The 17,425-nt window shown below is 48.3% G+C and carries 17 protein-coding genes; 11 read left to right on the forward strand and 6 right to left on the reverse strand.

The window, feature by feature from the left end:
- Nucleotides 1-13 precede the first annotated feature (13 nt).
- From gnd to ACWQXP_RS12505, 6 genes are all read left to right on the forward strand, one after another.
- The gene (gene gnd / locus ACWQXP_RS12480; RefSeq protein WP_454063202.1) at nt 14-907 is read left to right on the forward strand and encodes a phosphogluconate dehydrogenase (NAD(+)-dependent, decarboxylating); all 894 of its coding nucleotides are present in this window, start codon (nt 14-16) and stop codon (nt 905-907) included.
- A 221-nt stretch (nt 908-1,128) separates the two neighbouring features.
- A complete protein-coding gene (gene zwf / locus ACWQXP_RS12485; RefSeq protein ID WP_454063203.1) occupies nt 1,129-2,682 on the forward strand; it encodes a glucose-6-phosphate dehydrogenase in 1,554 nt (517 codons plus the stop codon).
- A gap of 128 nt (nt 2,683-2,810) precedes the next feature.
- Nucleotides 2,811-2,942, forward strand: a complete 132-nt coding sequence (locus ACWQXP_RS12490) for a helicase-related protein (protein ID WP_454063495.1) — start codon at nt 2,811-2,813, stop codon at nt 2,940-2,942.
- On the forward strand, nt 2,906-3,148 hold the full coding sequence (locus ACWQXP_RS12495; protein ID WP_454063204.1) for a hypothetical protein: 243 nt from the start codon (nt 2,906-2,908) through the stop codon (nt 3,146-3,148). Before ACWQXP_RS12490 ends, ACWQXP_RS12495 begins: the two co-directional genes overlap by 37 nt.
- A 384-nt stretch (nt 3,149-3,532) precedes the next feature.
- Nucleotides 3,533-3,730 carry a hypothetical protein gene (locus ACWQXP_RS12500; RefSeq protein WP_454063205.1) on the forward strand — a complete coding sequence of 66 codons (198 nt, stop codon included), beginning with the start codon at nt 3,533-3,535 and terminating at the stop codon, nt 3,728-3,730.
- On the forward strand, nt 3,730-3,984 hold the full coding sequence (locus ACWQXP_RS12505; RefSeq protein WP_454063206.1) for a type II toxin-antitoxin system RelE family toxin: 255 nt from the start codon (nt 3,730-3,732) through the stop codon (nt 3,982-3,984). The genes ACWQXP_RS12500 and ACWQXP_RS12505 overlap by 1 nt, the downstream gene beginning before the upstream one ends.
- Before the next feature lie 424 nt (nt 3,985-4,408).
- On the opposite strand, the gene ACWQXP_RS12510 is transcribed toward ACWQXP_RS12505, so the two are convergent.
- From ACWQXP_RS12510 to ACWQXP_RS12520, 3 genes are all read right to left on the reverse strand, one after another.
- Nucleotides 4,409-4,705: a hypothetical protein gene (locus tag ACWQXP_RS12510; protein WP_454063207.1), complete on the reverse strand. Its 297-nt coding sequence runs from the start codon at nt 4,703-4,705 to the stop codon at nt 4,409-4,411.
- Nucleotides 4,706-5,261: 556 nt separating this feature from the next.
- A complete protein-coding gene (vapC, locus tag ACWQXP_RS12515; RefSeq protein WP_454063208.1) occupies nt 5,262-5,675 on the reverse strand; it encodes a type II toxin-antitoxin system VapC family toxin in 414 nt (137 codons plus the stop codon).
- Nucleotides 5,659-5,871: a type II toxin-antitoxin system VapB family antitoxin gene (locus ACWQXP_RS12520; RefSeq protein ID WP_454063209.1), complete on the reverse strand. Its 213-nt coding sequence runs from the start codon at nt 5,869-5,871 to the stop codon at nt 5,659-5,661. Before ACWQXP_RS12520 ends, vapC begins: the two co-directional genes overlap by 17 nt.
- 208 nt (nt 5,872-6,079) lie before the next feature.
- On the opposite strand from ACWQXP_RS12520, the gene ACWQXP_RS12525 reads away from it, so the two are divergent.
- Together ACWQXP_RS12525 and sthA are read left to right on the forward strand one after the other, a co-directional pair.
- The gene (locus tag ACWQXP_RS12525) at nt 6,080-6,961 is read left to right on the forward strand and encodes an HDOD domain-containing protein (RefSeq protein ID WP_454063210.1); all 882 of its coding nucleotides are present in this window, start codon (nt 6,080-6,082) and stop codon (nt 6,959-6,961) included.
- On the forward strand, nt 6,958-8,352 hold the full coding sequence (sthA, locus tag ACWQXP_RS12530; RefSeq protein ID WP_454063211.1) for a Si-specific NAD(P)(+) transhydrogenase: 1,395 nt from the start codon (nt 6,958-6,960) through the stop codon (nt 8,350-8,352). Before ACWQXP_RS12525 ends, sthA begins: the two co-directional genes overlap by 4 nt.
- Nucleotides 8,353-8,456: 104 nt before the next feature.
- Here sthA and ACWQXP_RS12535 read toward each other — a convergent pair whose 3' ends face one another.
- Together ACWQXP_RS12535 and tkt are read right to left on the reverse strand one after the other, a co-directional pair.
- Entirely contained in the window at nt 8,457-11,318 is a 2,862-nt protein-coding gene (locus ACWQXP_RS12535) for a bifunctional transaldolase/phosoglucose isomerase (RefSeq protein WP_454063212.1), read from the reverse strand.
- A 165-nt stretch (nt 11,319-11,483) separates the two neighbouring features.
- Nucleotides 11,484-13,574 (reverse strand): transketolase, encoded by a 2,091-nt coding sequence (gene tkt / locus ACWQXP_RS12540; RefSeq protein ID WP_454063213.1) that lies wholly within the window; start codon nt 13,572-13,574, stop codon nt 11,484-11,486.
- Between the two features lie 361 nt (nt 13,575-13,935).
- Between tkt and ACWQXP_RS12545 the strand changes: the two genes are divergently transcribed.
- The 3 genes from ACWQXP_RS12545 to ACWQXP_RS12555 all read left to right on the forward strand — a co-directional run bounded on the left by ACWQXP_RS12545 (nt 13,936) and on the right by ACWQXP_RS12555 (nt 16,745).
- Nucleotides 13,936-14,160 (forward strand): MoaD/ThiS family protein, encoded by a 225-nt coding sequence (locus ACWQXP_RS12545; protein ID WP_454063214.1) that lies wholly within the window; start codon nt 13,936-13,938, stop codon nt 14,158-14,160.
- On the forward strand, nt 14,157-15,092 hold the full coding sequence (locus tag ACWQXP_RS12550) for an ATP-binding protein (protein WP_454063215.1): 936 nt from the start codon (nt 14,157-14,159) through the stop codon (nt 15,090-15,092). The genes ACWQXP_RS12545 and ACWQXP_RS12550 overlap by 4 nt, the downstream gene beginning before the upstream one ends.
- Before the next feature lie 297 nt (nt 15,093-15,389).
- Nucleotides 15,390-16,745 carry an HD-GYP domain-containing protein gene (locus ACWQXP_RS12555; RefSeq protein WP_454063216.1) on the forward strand — a complete coding sequence of 452 codons (1,356 nt, stop codon included), beginning with the start codon at nt 15,390-15,392 and terminating at the stop codon, nt 16,743-16,745.
- A 164-nt stretch (nt 16,746-16,909) separates the two neighbouring features.
- Here ACWQXP_RS12555 and lspA read toward each other — a convergent pair whose 3' ends face one another.
- Nucleotides 16,910-17,425, reverse strand: a complete 516-nt coding sequence (gene lspA / locus ACWQXP_RS12560; RefSeq protein WP_454063496.1) for a signal peptidase II — start codon at nt 17,423-17,425, stop codon at nt 16,910-16,912.

Here is a 17,425-nt window from a genome sequence, read left to right on the forward strand (position 1 = left end):
GGGAGGGAACACGATGGAAATTGGATTTATCGGCTTAGGCAAAATGGGTATGAATATGGTCACGCGGCTTCGCCAGCAAGACCACCGCATCATCGTCTATGATCGCGCCGCCAACCTCGTCAAAGAAGCAGAAGAAAAGGGATGCATAGGGGCCTCATCATTAGAAGACCTGGTCTCCAAACTTTCAGCACCTCGTGCCGTCTGGGTCATGGTTCCCTCAGGAGCTCCGACCGAAGAAACCATCGAAACCGTATCCGGACTCTTGGATCGTGAAGACACCATCATTGATGGCGGAAACACAAAATTTCATGACGATCTTCGTCGAGCCTCACATCTTCAATCCTTAGGATTACACTACGTCGATGCCGGAACAAGCGGAGGGATCTGGGGATTACAGATCGGCTATTGCCTCATGGTCGGAGGAGAAAAAGCGCCAGTCAACCGACTCGAACCCATTTTCACGACACTCGCACCACCAAACGGTTGGGCACATGTGGGCGGCCCTGGAGCTGGACACTATGTCAAAATGGTCCATAACGGCATCGAATACAGCATGATGCAAAGCTATGCCGAAGGGTTTGAACTCATGTCCAAGAGTTCCTACAACCTCAACCTTCCGCAAATTGCCGACTTGTGGATGCAAGGCAGTGTCATTCGTTCATGGCTCTTAGAATTGGGAGCCTCCGCGCTGAAAGAAGATCCCAAACTCGAAAAGCTCAAAGGCTTTGTGCAAGATTCAGGAGAAGGCCGATGGATGCTCATGGATGCCATCGAAAAAGATGTCCCTGTCCCAACCTTATCAACAGCGCTGTTTACACGTTTTCGTTCACGTCAAGAAGAATCGTTTGCGGAAAAAATGCTCGCGGCGCTCCGAAATGCGTTTGGCGGACATAGCGTGAAACGCTAGAATCACGACAATAAAAATTGACCGAAGCTCCCTGACGTATTAGGGTGAAAAATAGCTCATTTCACTGGCCATTTTTGCATTGATGACGTACAGTCTTCTTTCAGTGAAGACCACTGGTTCACACGTATAGGCTCTGGCCTCATCCTATCCTCTTGTCCTATTATCGTTTTTGCGGGGATGAGCGATTTGTGACATTCGACACTTAAACACAAAGGTCTATCATGCCAACGACTCCCCCAAGACAACAAACGTCAGACAATCCTGGAACAACCCAATCCGTTATCGCCGATCCCTGCACACTCATTATCTTCGGCGCCTCTGGAGATCTCACCCGTCGTAAGCTGTTACCGGCGATCTACAATCTGTTGCTCGACGGTCTCCTCCCCGAGAATTATGCCGTGCTTGGACTGGGGGGACGAACGAAAATGAGTGACGAGGCATTCGGAGATATCGCTCGGGAGGGAATCGAGAAATTTTCACGGCAAACGTTGGACGAAGAAAAATGGAAGGACTTTCAACGTCGTTTGTTTTATATGAATGGGCCAATTGATGATGCCGCGACCTATACCACCATGAAGTCCCGGCTGGAAACGATTGAGTCGACATTCAATTTACCGGGAAATCGTATTTTTTATTTAGCCATCCCTCCGACGACGTTCAAACCAGCCTGTGAAGGCTTGCACCAGGCAGAACTTATTTACGATGTTAATGACCCTTCACACTATTCCCGTGTGATTGTCGAAAAACCCATCGGCCGTGACTTAGAATCGGCAAAAGAAATCAATGCGATTACCGGTCAAGTTTTCGACGAATCACAGATCTATCGTATCGACCACTATCTGGGAAAAGAAACCGTTCAGAACATCATGGTTATGCGCTTTGCCAATGCCATCTTTGAACCAATCTGGAACCATCGTTATATCGATCACATCCAACTCACCGTCAGCGAAGCCGAAACGCTTGGCACCCGCGCCTCGTACTATGAAGAAGCCGGAGCGTTGCGTGATATGATCCAAAACCACATTTTGCAATTGCTGTGTCTGATTGCGATGGAACCCCCCTATTCGCTTGATCCTGATGTCGTCCGCAACGTGAGAATGGATGTCTTGCGCGGCCTTCGACCAATCCGGGGTCAGGACGTTGAACAAATGACCGTCCGCGCGCAGTACGCCCATGGCACCATTCATGACAAAGAGTTTCCTGGCTATCGGCGGGAAGAAGGAGTTCGCCCTGACTCGACCACTGAGACCTATGTGGCGTTAAAAGTTTTTGTAGAAAATTGGCGCTGGGCTGGTGTTCCATTTTACATCCGCACCGGAAAAGCCATGCCTAAACGAGCGTCGGAAATCGCCGTACAGTTTAAAGACATTCCGCAAATCCTCTTTAATGCCAATCCCAGCATTCCACAAGCCCCTAACTTACTCACCCTCCACATCCAACCCGAAGAAGGTATGGCCCTGCGCATTATTTCAAAACGTCCGGGCAGCAAAGCCAAAACCCATCCCGTGGAGATGAACTTTAAATATGGTGATGCCTTCGATGCTCCATCGCCAGAAGCCTACGAACGACTCCTTTTGGATGTCATGACCGGAGATGCCTCGCTGTTCATGCGACGCGATGCAGTCGAAGCCTCCTGGACATGGGTCACCGATATCCTCAAAGGATGGGAAGACCATGGAACCAAATGGCTCCCCGAATATCCAGCCGGCACCTGGGGACCTATTGAAGCTGATCGGCTCATCGAAACCGATGGCCGGAAGTGGCGGCTGGTATAAGGAATTACTGAATAGACCAGTAAATAGTGTGTCGGATTCCTCAAGCAGTATGACCCACATGTTCAAGGCCCGTCGGCATCAGTTCGTGCTCTTTCACGGAAGGATCCCCGGAAAAAAACGCCCCCCACCTGCTTCATACATTTAGAGAAGATCCGGCCTGCCGTATCTTCCTGTCAACCGATGCTGGTGGTGTCAGCCTTAACCTGCAACACGCCACGGCCGTTTGCAATGTGGACTTCCCTGGAATCCGGCCGTCCTGAAACAACGCATCGGGCGGTTCCACCGATTGGGCCAATATCGACCCGTGCAGGGCTACCATTTCATCGCCGAACACACCATCGAACATGACATGTTGGAACTCCTGGCCTTCAAACAATCGTTGTTTCCCGGTGTGCTGCAAGAAGAACAGGAAGCAATCTTTCTGGTGGCACGAGACTCAAGCGCTTCATGGATTCGTGGGACATAGACGAGAAGTGTATCGAGAGAAGTAACTCGCGGGATTCCGCGCAATCCCATAGAGCTTTATACCTACAATGGCAATAATGACAGGCGTCAACCATAGATTGTGAAGCAAGCGTGTTGACCTCCCACCAGGACTATCGTGGGATCGGGCAAATAGGACTGAATCCCGTGTCTGGAATGAGTGGACGGCAACAAACTGTCAAGATCAACGATGTCGCGTTGGGATCTGAGCGACGGCAAGGGAGAAGGTAGAGAAGGTAGGCTAACGAGCGAAATCGAGCATCGCGCGCATTTACTCTCCCTATTTAGTCAGTCCCATTAGTTGACTCTCACTGCCTTGTAACATACGATTTCAATGTTACTCACCTGTCATGTGGGGAGGTTGGTTTTGTCTACATCTGTCATGATGCAAGTGCAGCCAGAGACTATTATTCAAGCTGTCAAGCAAATGAAAAAAAAACAACGCGATGCTTTTCTAGAAGACCTCTTAGCTTCGACTTCACCCGACTATTTAGTCAGCATCAGAGAAGCGAGAGCTCAATATAAAAAAAGGAAAGTGAAGACGTTGAAAGAGGCGTTTGGATAGTGACGTTTCTCTATCTTATTACCCATCGGGCACTTAAAGATCTCAAAAAAATTGATGCCTCGACAAAAACCCGACTTCACAACGCCCTCCTTCGATTTCAATCTGACCCCCTCAAACATGCCGAGAAACTGACGGATTCTCAACTTGAATCTTACCGGTTTCGAGTTGGGGATTACCGTATTATTTTTGATCTTGTCGAGTCAGAAATTGTGGTATTACGTATAGGCCATCGACGGGAAATTTATCGAACGTAAGTTGAGCGATTCTTATGGATGAGATGTGCCAAGGCCTTGGGATGCCAAAAACGCTGGCGCGAAAGTTTGGTGCAGTTCGCCATGAAAAATCGCTCAATTGAGGTGAAAGGCCGTCCAGATAACATTTGTCACACAACAGAGAAGAATCAGACAAGCAATAGTTGCAGATCTCATCCTCTTGGATGCGCCAGCTTTCGCGTTTTCCTTCTTAAGTCTCTCAGGGAAACCCTTCCTATTTTCCTGCAAAAATACTTTTCATGTAGGTTCCAAAATCCTTGTCTGTCAAGGGATACAGACCATTCCGGACACCCAACTTTTTGAGAACGAGCATGCTTCCGTCGACAGAGTATTGGATGATGACCCACGATACTTGAGTGAAGCGGATAGCTCCATAAGAGTATTATGAAACAAGCGAATTGACCCCCTATTCGAGCTTCTTGAGAAAACGCTCGCTCCCACACGGCAAGCCTTTTTCGATATGGCGTCGAATCACGGTCAGCTTCTCCGGCTCATCGCCTTCCGCTAACCAGCTTGCCCAATCGTCGATGGCATTGAACTGGGCCCACCACCCCGCTTTGGTCGTAAGGACCGGATCTTCTCGGATATGACAATGCGCCGCGGCACTGGACCAGCGATAGCGTTCGGCCTTGAGCACCAGACCAGCTCGTACCGGATTCCGTTCTACATTCCGGATCGTGGCCCACAGATACGTGTCGGCCATCGGATCGGAAAAATACCGCCCTTGGCAGACATGGCCCTTGAACCCCCGTTGTCGATTGAAGCGTTGCGCTTAGCGCAATATGTAAGGGCTTGAGGACGCGTTCAAGCGCGGCTTCGGTGGCGGGAACGGCCACCAGATGAAGATGATTGCTCATCAGACAATAGGCCAGGATCTCCAGGGCGTGCTGCTGACAATACCTCACCAACCACGCCGGTAGAGTTCACGATCATCGTCGGTCAAAAAGATATCTTCCTGACGGTTGCCCCGTTGAGTAAGATGATGAGGCACCTTGGCAACGACGGTTCTCGCAACTCGGAGCATATACAAAGAATACTACAGCGGACCTCATAAAGGGTTGCGTCCACTTTTTGAGGCTATTGCTGTTTAGCCTTCTAACGAATATCGTCAAACATTCTGCCAGATGGGTCTCAGACGTCAAGAAAGCAGAAATAGAAAAAAGGCAACAAAGTATTTTTCATGAATGCCGCTCACCACATTCCATCATTTCATCAACAAGTATCCCCTCTTGGATTGTGCCCAGGTTCTCTCACGAGGATTAAGAAACGGCGGGAAGGACGACCAATTCTGAGTATTTGGCTATATTCGAAAAATCACGGTCGGCGGTTAATATCGGAAACCCATGGCTTATACAAGCCGCGGCAATTAAAAAGTCTACAGGACTGGCTTGTACGCCGTTAGATCGACAAGCATTCCTCAGTTGTGCGGCTTCAATATAGGTCTCACGATTCAGAACAAGATGAGGAAACGACTCAAGCAGTTTAATAAGACGATGAAAATTTTCTAGAGTTTTCACCCCATCTAAAAGTTCTTGAAGAATGTTCCCGATTAAAAACACACCATCTTCTTGGTTAATGTGAAACCGAAAGGCCTGCACAAACACGTTGCCTTCGTCTACTCGAGGACGACGAAGGACCAACGACCATACTGAGGTATCAACGACGAGATTCACGATCCTGCCGGTCTGTCTTGTAGTCCCAATTGTCCTGAAACTCAATAGATCCCATGGCCCTTAAGATTTTCTTTTGTTGGCGACGTTGAATGAATTCCTCCAATGCCTTCGTCACTGTTTCTTTCTTGGTGCGAAGACCGCCAGCCCTAAGAGCCTTTTTTAAGAGAGCATCTTCAATAGCTAGGTTTGTAGGCATTTCCTCCTCCATGTGTAAGTCTTACACAAAAATACTACTCAAACAACGTCTTACTGTCAAACTGACCGACCACTTGAGATGACGCAAGAAAGATCCTGCTCTTTGCACTCCCTCCATCGTTCTTCCTTAGATTTTCCATGGTTTCCGATTAAGTCATGTCAATCTGGCACTCTCAAGGGCTCGGTTGGGTTTACCGACAAGAGAAAACATGACTCCTCCTATGTCCATCGAGACAAAGAAAGACGAAGAAATCCTGAAAAAACTTCGGGGGCATATTCTTGATCAGTTGGAACGAGACAAACTGGACCTCCCCCTGTTGCCGCAAGTGGCCAATCAGGTGTTAACCGTCTCAGGTGACCCCAACGCCGATGTCGCAAAACTGTCAACACTCATCCAGCAGGATCAAGCTTTAGCCGGCCAACTCTTACGAATTGCCAATTCACCAGCGTATCTTCCTCGATCTCCGATCGTCTCATTGCAACAAGCCATCGCCTGGCTTGGATTGAATATGCTCTCCGGTATCGCATTTTCCATATCAGTCCAATCAGGCATCTTCAACATTAAAGGCTATGAAAAGCCGGTTAAAGACCTGTGGCGCCATGCCTTGACCACAGGTCTATATGGAAAAGAAATTGCTCGAAAAATTCGACATAACGTCGAAAACGCCTTTCTCTGCGGATTGCTCCATAGTATTGGGAAACCCGTCGTGCTGCATACGATTCTCGGCATGCGAAAAACCGATGAAAGCCCCATACCCTGGTCCATCATGGAGCAACTCATGAAAGACTGTCATGTGGAATTGGGGGCGTCGCTCGCGAAAAGCTGGGAACTCCCGGAACCTGTGTGCGAGGCCATTCTTTTGTATCAAGATCACACGTACGCCCAAGCCACTTCTCCGACCAAAGGCGCGATCATTACCTGCCTGGCAGATCATATCGCCTCGTTTCACCTCAACTCGCAATCCATGGACGAAAAAACTCTTCGAACCCGACCTGTCATACAAGATTTAAATTTCTATCCTGAAGACATGGATGCCTTACTGGCATTACATGACTCCATCCATGCCAGTGTGGAATGCATGATCTTATGAGTCTCAACACCCACTATGACATCGTCGTAATCGGCAGCGGGCCGGCTGGCCAAAAAGCCGCCATCCAAGGGGCCAAAGCCGGAAAGCGCGTCGCCCTTATCGAACAGAATCGGGAAGTGGGAGGTTCCTGCGTGTACCATGGAACCATCCCTAGCAAAACCCTACGAGAAAGTGCCCTACAGATCATTCGGTTTCAACAAACCACCGAAGTCTTTGAATTTAAAATGCGAGACGACATCAAAATCGCCAGTCTCATGAAACGGCTCAACCATGTCGTCAATGCCCATAGCACATTCATGAACGAACAGATCAACCGGAATAATATTGATCGGTTTCATGGTCGCGCCAAATTTCTTTCTGATCGGGAAGTTACCATCCAGGGCATTGACGGCAAACCCATTATCCTGAGCGCTAATTTCATCGTTGTGGGAACTGGATCAAGCCCTCGCGTCCCAGACAACATTCCGGTGGATCATGAACATATTTTAGATAGCGATTCCATTCTCTCGCTCGTCTACCTTCCCAAATCCCTCACGGTCTTAGGAGGCGGCGTCATCGCCAGTGAATATGCCTCGATCTTTGCCCTCTTAGGCGTCCAAGTCACAATGATTGACTCGGCAGACCGTCCGCTTCGGTTTCTGGACAAAGAACTCACTGATGAATTTTGTGGAGCTTTTCAGGACAGTGGAGGAGAGTATCAGGGGGACCAAAAGATTCAAGAAGCCCACTGGGACGGCTACTCCAATGTCGTCACGGTACTGAAAAATGGGAAAACCATTCAAAGCGAAAAGTTACTGGTTGCTCTCGGGCGTATCGCCAACATTAAGAATTTGAATATTGAAGTCGCCGGGCTTTCGGCGACTAATCGAGGACTTATCCCCGTGAATGCACAATGCCAAACAACGATCCCGCACATCTATGCGGTAGGCGATGTCATTGGCCCTCCATCCTTAGCCTCTTCCTCGATGGAACAAGGACGGCGAGCCGTCTGTCATGCGTTAGGGTTAGATCCAGGCGTCAATCCTGAAAACATTCCCATGGGTATCTACACTATCCCGGAAATGTCCAGCGTCGGGCTGAGCGAACAGGAAGTGATCGAGAAATATGGAGGGGCGATTGTTGGGCGGGGAAAATTCAATGAAATTGCACGAGGTCAAATTTCGGGAATGACCATCGGACTCTTAAAGATGGTCGCTGACCCAAAAGGCGAATACCTGCTCGGCGTCCACATCGTCGGAGAAGGCGCCACCGAACTCATTCACATTGGCCAGATGGGGTTGCTGCATGACGTCAAAATAGATAGTTTTGTCGAAAATATTTTCAACTTCCCGACCCTCGCCGAAGCTTACCGCGTCGCTGCACTCGACATTACCAAACAACGTCGTCGATAACGCTTTTCCTTCACTCTTCAATTTGACGTATGGAACCGTACCGGATCTCTCAAAAATTCAACCCAAGATCCTTCATAGTAAACATCTGATCGAACACCACCAAATTATCGCTTACCCACACATAGACTGGCTTCAAGCGCATGTTCTAACCGCGCTAAGCCCTTCTGCACATCGCGACCGATATGCACGCGAATGACGCGTCGATCTTTGGCCGTGAGACTTTTTAGATCACCTAATGCTTGGGCTGCTTTGAGCACTCCAAATGTATACGGTTCATCCGGAATGTTGAGGTCTTCGACATCATCACACGTCACTTGAATGAAAACTCCAGAATTAGGTCCGCCTTTGTGTAATTGCCCTGTCGAGTGGAGAAAACGCGGCCCATAGCCCAAGGTCGTGGCCACTTGTTTCGCGTCACGAATCTTTGTTCGCATTCGTTGAAACATTTCTTGAGCTTCGTCCGTATGCTCAACATAGGCATTGATGGCCACATAGTCTCCAGGTTTTACTCTGGAAAGATGATTCGCGATGACGTCATCAAATGTGGCCGCTCCGTTGAGGGCCTTGTGATTCGTCTCATCAGCGTAGACCTCTAAATCCTGATCTGTCAGCACCGGTTTAGCTTCCTGGAGTTTCCCTGTTTTCTTGAATTCGTCGAGATATCCTTTGGTGTAATCTTTACTTTCTTGGACATTGGGTTGATCAAAGGCATTGATGCCAAGAATTGACCCGGCCACGGCTGTCGCCATTTCCCACAGGAAGAATTCCGCTCCGACATTGATCAAGTCGGTGAGATCTACACGAATTATCGGGTGTCCGGCTTTTTCAAGCGCAGCCATTTTGGCATCTTGCGCCGAACACGGTTCTTTTGAATAGCGGATGTAGGCAAAGACACGGTCTTGTCCATAGACTTCGGGAGCGGCCAAGGATTCTCCATCAACGGGAACAATTCCGGTTCCTTCTTTCCCTGTACTCTCCGCTACAAGCTGCTCGAGCCAGGCACCGAGATCCCAAATGGCAGGTGAGGTGACAAACGTGAGTTTATCGCGCCCCGCTTTCGCTAAGGTTCCTAAGGCGGTTCCCAACAGGACCCCCGGATTTTCTTGCGCGTGCACGGAGGCTCCACAGGAATGACGCATGCGTTCCGCCCGATAAAGAAAATCCTGAATGTTGACTCCCATCAGGGCGGCCGGGACGATTCCAAAATTGGAAAGGGCCGAATACCGTCCGCCGATTTCCGGAACGCCCGGGAGGATATGTCGAAAGTTCAATTGCTTCGCCACACCTTCAAGCAATGAGCCAGGATCGGTGATGGCAATAAAATGTTTGCCGGCCTTTTCAGCAACGACCTGTTTCATACGATCAAAGAAGTATTTTTGGAATACCAATGGTTCCGTCGTCGAACCGGATTTACTCGCCACAATACAGACCGTCTTGGACAAGTCCACCTGTTGCTCAAACGCTCGAACTTGGGAAGGCACGGTACTATCCAGCACATGCAACTCGGGATACCCGGCAATCACACCATAGGTCATTCGTAAGACTTCTGGACACAGGCTACTGCCTCCCATGCCCAAGAGCAGAATATGTTTAAATCCCGCCTCCTTGATGTCTTTCGCGACTTCTTGAAGCTTTGCGATATGAGGCAATTGTTCGTGTGAAATGGTCAACCATCCCAACGCTTGCCGAATGATCTTTTGATGTTCAGGGTTTTGATGCCACACGGTCGGATCTTTGGCCCAAATACGGCGAATGAGATCATTCGCTTGAACTTCTTTGAGCGTGTCATCGACTTGGCTCTGCCATTTCCCGAGGGCATAGGTGACTCGATCCAAATGATCGCCAAGCACCTCGACGCGTTTGCGGCTAATCACTCCCATTAATTGATCAAAGGCATCGACAAATAATTTTGCGCCATCGCGCAGGAGGGTATCTGTCACATCATCAATGGAAATCCCGACATCAGCCAATTGCTGCATGGTGGCCTTGGCCTCGTCCAACCCTTCTTGGATTGTCGGCTTCACAGTGCCATGATCTCGAAAAGCCGCAAATGTGGCTTCAGGCATCGTATTCACCGTGTCCTGTCCAATCAGTTGATCGACATACAGCGTATCGGGATACTTAGGATTCTTTGTTCCCGTGCTGGCCCACAAGACCCGCTGCACCTGTGCACCTTTCGATTTCAACGATTGAAATTCCTTACTCGCAAAGATTTCCTCAAATTTCTTATAAGCCAGTTTGGCATTGGCAATAGCCACTTTCCCGAGAAGCCCCTCCATCGCAGCTTTCTGATTGGCTTGTGACTCCGTTTTGATTTTGGCTTCAAGTTGCTTATCGATGAGGCCGTCGATTCGGCTTACGAAAAAGCTGGCCACTGACGCAATCTGACTCACGTCTCCTTTATTCACTGCCAAACGTTCAAGTCCACGGATATAGCGCCATGCAACCTCTTCATACATCTTCACGCTAAACAAGAGGGTGACATTGATATTGATACCTCGTGACAGCAGTTCTTCAATAGCCGGTAAGCCTTCTTCTGTTCCGGGAACCTTAATCATCACATTCTTCCGGGCGACGGTTTTGTGCAGTCGAACGGCTTCTTCAATGGTGCGCTCAGTGTCAAAGGCTAAATCCGGCGAGACCTCGAGACTCACGTACCCGTCACGTCCCTTTGAACGTTCATAAACGCCCTGCATGACATCAGCCGCATCCTGAATATCTTTGATTGCCACTCGCTCATAAATCTCTTTTATGCCAATTAGTTCAGAAATCGCCTGCTGCAACTCCGCATCATAATCGGTACTGCCGGCAATAGCCTTCTCAAAAATCGCAGGATTCGAAGTCATTCCCATGAGTCCGTCTTGATCAATGAGCGCTTGTAGATCACCGGATGTGATCAAACCACGGCGAATATAGTCGTACCAGGGACTCTGTCCACAATCTCGAAGTTTGACGAGGGGATTCATGAATTAGCCTCCTTGCGTAAGTAAAATATCAAAAGGCAAAATGAAAAAGTGTAAATGCCATAGGCAAAGAGATACGTCATCTTCCAATTTACATTTTGCATTTTACACTGTTCATTATTATTCCTGATCCATTAAGCAAGCCTTTTTCAACATCGACCAGTTCCGTTACGACATCTGTACCAGTTCACGTGATTTCGCGTGTTCAAGCTGGGTTTTTGCAGCTGTAACCACATTTTCAGAAGAGAATCCAAATTTTTTTGCTAATTCTTTGAGTGGAGCCGAAGCGCCGAAGGTTTTCATGCCAATACTGAGTCCATGTATCCCGACGTATTGCGCCCATCCAAATGTCGATGCCAATTCCACCGAAACTCGAGCCGTCACGTGTGGAGGAATAACGGCCTCGCGATAATCCGCAGACTGTTGTTCAAACAACTCCCAAGACGGCATGCTCACGACTCGACTTTTAATCCCTTCACGGATAAGTTGCTCATGGGCTTCGACACACAGTGACACTTCACTGCCCGTTGCCAACAACAAAACATCAGGTTGCCCATTTGGAGCATCAGCAAGTACATACGCTCCTTTCGCCACGCCGGAAGCCGAAGCGTACTGCGTGCGGTCGAGTGTGGGAAGCGCCTGGCGTGTCAAAATGAGCGCCGCAGGCTCATGCTGTAACTTCATAATGACTTTCCATGCTTCGACGACTTCATTGGCATCGGCCGGGCGCAAAGTGATCAACCCGGGGATAGCGCGCAAGGACGGCAATTGTTCGATTGGTTGATGCGTCGGACCATCTTCACCAACACCTATGGAGTCATGTGTAAAAATATGCACGACTGGAATTTCCATCAGGGCACTGAGCCTGATGGCAGGACGGGCGTAGTCACTGAAAATGAAGAACCCTGAACCATAGGGTCGGACTTTGGAAAGCGAAAGACCATTGAGAATAGCACCCATAGCATGCTCTCGAACACCAAAATGAATATTCCGTCCCGTTTGGTTTGTGGCCGTAAATTCACCTGCCCCATCAAACGTTAGCCGCGTTTTTGTGGAAGGAGACAAATCCGCAGAGCCTCCGAGCAGCCACGGAACATTTTGCGCAAAGACATTGAGTACCTTACCCGAAACCTCACGGCCGGCCATACCGTTGGCATCGGCGGGAAAAGTTGGGACATTGGCATCCCATCCATTCGGTAAACCTCGGTGTTGCATGGTGTACAGATGATCTGCCAGCTCGGCATATTGTTTTTTGTAGTCATCAAATAACGTCATCCACCCTTCTCGACAGCTCTTCCCGCGTGTTCCAATCCCTTCTTGGAAATGTTGAAGCACATCAGACGGCACAAGAAACATTTCATTCTCCGGCCACTGATAATTGCGCTTGGTGAGACGAATTTCCTCTTCACCCAACGGCTCACCATGTGCCCCATGCGTGTCCTGCTTATTCGGAGCGCCAAAAGCAATATGACTATCGACAATGATTAATGTCGGACGATCGGTCTCTTTCTTGAAGGTTTCAAATGCTCGCGCGAGCATGTCCAGATCGTTGGCATCCCCCACTCTCGTGACATTCCAGCCATAGGCCATAAACCGAGTCGCGACATCATCACTAAACGCCCACTCCGTGTGCCCTTCAATCGTGATTTTGTTATTGTCATAGATCCAGCAGAGATTCGATAATTTCAAATGACCGGCCAATGACGCCGCTTCACTTGAGACCCCTTCCATCATGCATCCATCACCACAAAGCGCATAGGTGTCGTAATTAATCATCTCAAAACCTGGACGATTAAAATACCCGGCCATCCATCGCTCGGCCATAGCCATACCCACACTTGTCGCCACTCCCTGCCCCAACGGTCCGGTTGTCGTTTCAATCCCAGATGTCCATCGATACTCAGGATGTCCTGGACATTTACTCTCGAGTTGGCGAAATTGCTTAATATCATCAAGCGTCACAGAAGGCTGCCCTAATCGTTCGTACTGAGCATTCACTGACTTAACACCACATAGATGTAGAAGAGAATAGAGCAGCATCGAGGCATGACCGATAGAGAGGACGAAGCGATCACGGTTTGGCCAAATAGGGTCTTCCGGATCAAAACGCAAGAGCCGATTCCAAAGACTGTAAACCACAGGCGCCATGGCCATCGCGGTTCCAGGATGTCCAGAATTGGCCGCTTGTACGGCATCCATCGAGAGCGTTCGAATCGTATTAATACATTTCAAGTCAATAGGCTGCTTCGCATCGTTCATGTGATTCCCCTCCTCGGTGACTTCCGAGTTTGTCTCTGCCAGGTCACAGAATGTGACAATTGCCTTCTTTTGAGACAATTCAGATTAAATTCTATCACCTTTATTTCGGTTTACCATACTAATTTTCATATTTCTCCCAATCATGTGGATGCGTCATACTCGCCTCGTCGTTCACTGATATCCACAGTTGATGAAATATTGGCAGCCACACGGTCGCTGGGGTTCCATCTTCTGTAGAAAGCAACGTATTTTCAATTTTTTCTCTTTATTTTTCTTCACTTAGGCTTCATTCATTCTGTTCTAATTCTTAGGTTTGACGAAAGTAGGATCTTCTCATTGCAAAGCACTAAACGAGAATCGTATGATGAAGCCCTTCATGAAGATTCACCTCAGTCATCCCACGAAAGATATAGAAATTGAAGGCCCGAAACATGTGCGGGACGTATTTAAAGAACTGCAGCTCATCCCTGAAGCCTATCTGGTGATTCGCGGACAAGATCTCGTGACTGAAGATGAACTATTAGCTGACAGTGATGCCATTGAAATTCGCCCTGTCATTTCTGGGGGATCGGAACGTAGGCCATGAAATGCCGAAAATGCCCAGCACGCGCCGTGTTACGAATGCCTCGGCACAACACCGCCTTTTGTTCGGTATGTCTGACGGAATTCGTGAGAAGTCAGGTCCAGAAGGCGATCAAATCTCAAAACATGTTCAGTCCCAACGACCGAATTTTGGTCGCGGTCTCAGGCGGAAAAGACAGCTTGACGTTGTGGGAAATTCTCTTAAAGCTTGGGTATCGGGCGGATGCACTCTATGTTGATCAGGGAATCGGCGCCTATTCGCAGGGCTCACGCGAAAAAGTCGAACAGTTTACAGAACAGATTGCCAAACCTTGTGGAGCCTCCCTGACTATTCACAATGTTGAAGCAGAAGAAGGTGCATGCATTCCCGATCTTGCCAATCTGGTTCGGCGTCCGACCTGTTCAACCTGTGGAACCATCAAACGGTACCAATTTAATCGAGCGGCCATTCAAGGAGGCTATGATGTGATGGCGACTGGCCATAATCTGGATGACGAAGCCGCACGGCTCTTGGGTAATGTCCTCCATTGGCAAGAAGAGTATCTCCAGAAACAAAGCCCGACACTTCCGGCCTCAATGGAAGGCTTCGCTAAAAAAGTGAAACCCCTCTACCGCCTGACGGAACGAGAAATTGCAGCGTATGCGGTCATCAACCGGATTGACTATATGGTTGAAGAATGCCCCATGTCCAAAGGCGCAAAGATGCTTGTATACAAAGATGTGCTCAATCGACTCGAAGCGGAATCTCCTGGAACAAAACACACCTTCTATTGGCAGTTTCTCGCCAAACAAGAAAAGGCTCAAGCCACGCAGGGGTCAATGACGGAAACCGATCAAACCACGCTCAAACCCTGTACCACCTGCAGCCAACCCACGAGTACTGGAATTTGTTCTTACTGTAAAATGGTTACACGCGCCAAAACTCCCGCACGTTGACAAAAATTCAAATTCATCATACTTTCAACGGCTTATCTGACACTTGCCTTATTCCAAGCCAAAAACGCCTTCTTCTCTATCCTCAGTGAACATATTTAGATCTGGCTCTTTTTAACCGAAAATTCTTTTAATAAGGTGCGTTCTTTTTTCGATTGCTCTATTTGTCAAAAATGAGACTCTATGCGTTTTCGAGTGAGACGGCACTCTCATTAAAAACCACACATTTCTCAGAGACACTCAAACCATGATTCATCACCCAATACGATTGAAAGGCACAACTGTCTAACGGATCTTCTTATGGCATTTCTTCCTCTCAACCATCCCGATGACCTTCGAATCGGTCTGTATATAAAAATTGAAGGTTCATGGTTTAGCCACCCTTTCTCCACGAATACCTTTAAAGTCAAACTGGACAAAGATATTGAGACATTACGCAGGCTCACAAAAGTGAGACTCCTGTATGACCCAGATCGTTCTGACCCAATATCTTCTGAAGAGTTTTCTGGAAAAGACGTCACACCCTCTTTAGAACCTATCACCGAAGAGGAGAACGTCACCTTCGATTCCAATCAAGAAACAATAGCCCACTATCGTGAGGAAGAGACAGCTGAAAGAAGACGGGAAACCCATACCACACGACGAAAACAATTACGGAAGACGGACCAGGCCTATCAGGCCGTTCTTCAACAAAGCAAACTCATGTTTCGAGAACTGCGAACGGGTCATTCAAAAGCTATGGGGAGAGCTTCGGATATGGTCGCATCACTAGGGAAAATTATCGGCGACCCAACAAGTTCGATGGCTCTGATGAATCTCATGAGCGCACCGGATGATGTTGATGACTTCTTCATGCATTCACTGAATGTGTGTGCTCTTTCTATGATGCTGGGACAAGCCTTTATGCAAGAGGATGAAGAACTCACAGCCATTGGGATGGGAGCCCTTTTTCATGACCTGGGGCTACTCGAATTTGAGCGCACAAATAGTGGTCCGAAATCGTATCGAAGCACACCGGATTCGAAAGTGTTACGAGCACATCCGCAAAATGGACGAACCTTAACAGAACGATTTCGAGGCATGTCCACCGACAGTCTCGATATCATCGATCAACATCATGAACGTCTCGATGGGTCAGGTTATCCGAGTGGATTACATGAGGCGGAGATCGGATTCTTTTCAAAAATTGTGATGGTCGTTGATGAATATGATGAATTGTGCAATCACCCCGACATCTCCAAGTGCCTGACACCCTATGAAGCCCTTTGTTATCTGTACGCAAATCGACGGGGGCCTCTCTGGGACAAAGCAATAGTCGCATTAGTTCAAATGTTGACTGTGTATCCGCCTGGTTCTCTTGTTGAGTTGTCCGATGAGACCATCGGTGTAGTCAGCAGCATCAATCCTCAAACACGCATGGCTCCTTGGGTGATGCTGTATTCCTCAGAAATTCCAAGAGAAGAAGCCCTCATCATTGACCTCTCTCAAGAAAGCAATCTTTCAATCATCAAAAGCTTCCAACCCAAAGAAATTCCGTATGCGATGCGAGAATATCTCAATCCACGACGCATTATCAGTTACTTTCCTTCAGAGAGTGAACAACCCAACACGCTTCCTTCTCAAGTCCTGCACAGCACACAATCAACACAAGTGTAACTCCACAAGATTAAGTTTGTAACATGCCGTTCGCCTCTGTCATGAACAGGAAATCTATCTCGTCGTGTGAGAAGCATACCTTGGCACGAAGAGAAAACCCTTACCCTCTGAGAGACATCATGTGAATGACGAACGTGGAATATGCAGATGGAGAGTTGGGGCTATTAGCGCAGATCTTCTTGAGGTTGTGAGGAAAGTTCAGGCTTTCGCTTTTCAAACGCAAACAGAAGGAACAGAGAGCAGACACCAAGACTTATCGCCATATCGGCAACATTAAACGCCGGCCAGTGGTACCCATTGATATAAAAATCCAAAAAGTCGATGACTTCGCCAAATTGCAGACGATCAATCAGGTTTCCAATCGCGCCACCGAAAATGCTCGAAATCGTAAGCTGCCCCCACCAATCATTTGGCTGCAGTCTGACGAAAATGGTAATGAGCAGACCAAGCGCAAAGATTGAGGTAATGAGAAAAAAGACCATCCGAAACCCACTGCTACTCGACGCAAGAATTCCAAAGGCGGCGCCAGGGTTCCGGATATAGGTGAGACTGAAGTATTCTGGAATAATGGTAATGGACTGATGAAGATACATCGTCGTGGCGATATAGGACTTCGTCACCTGATCAACCACAATGATGATCACACTCACAATCGCGAGAATAGAAAATCGTTTGACCAT

It is taken from the genome of Candidatus Nitrospira salsa (assembly GCF_965152625.1).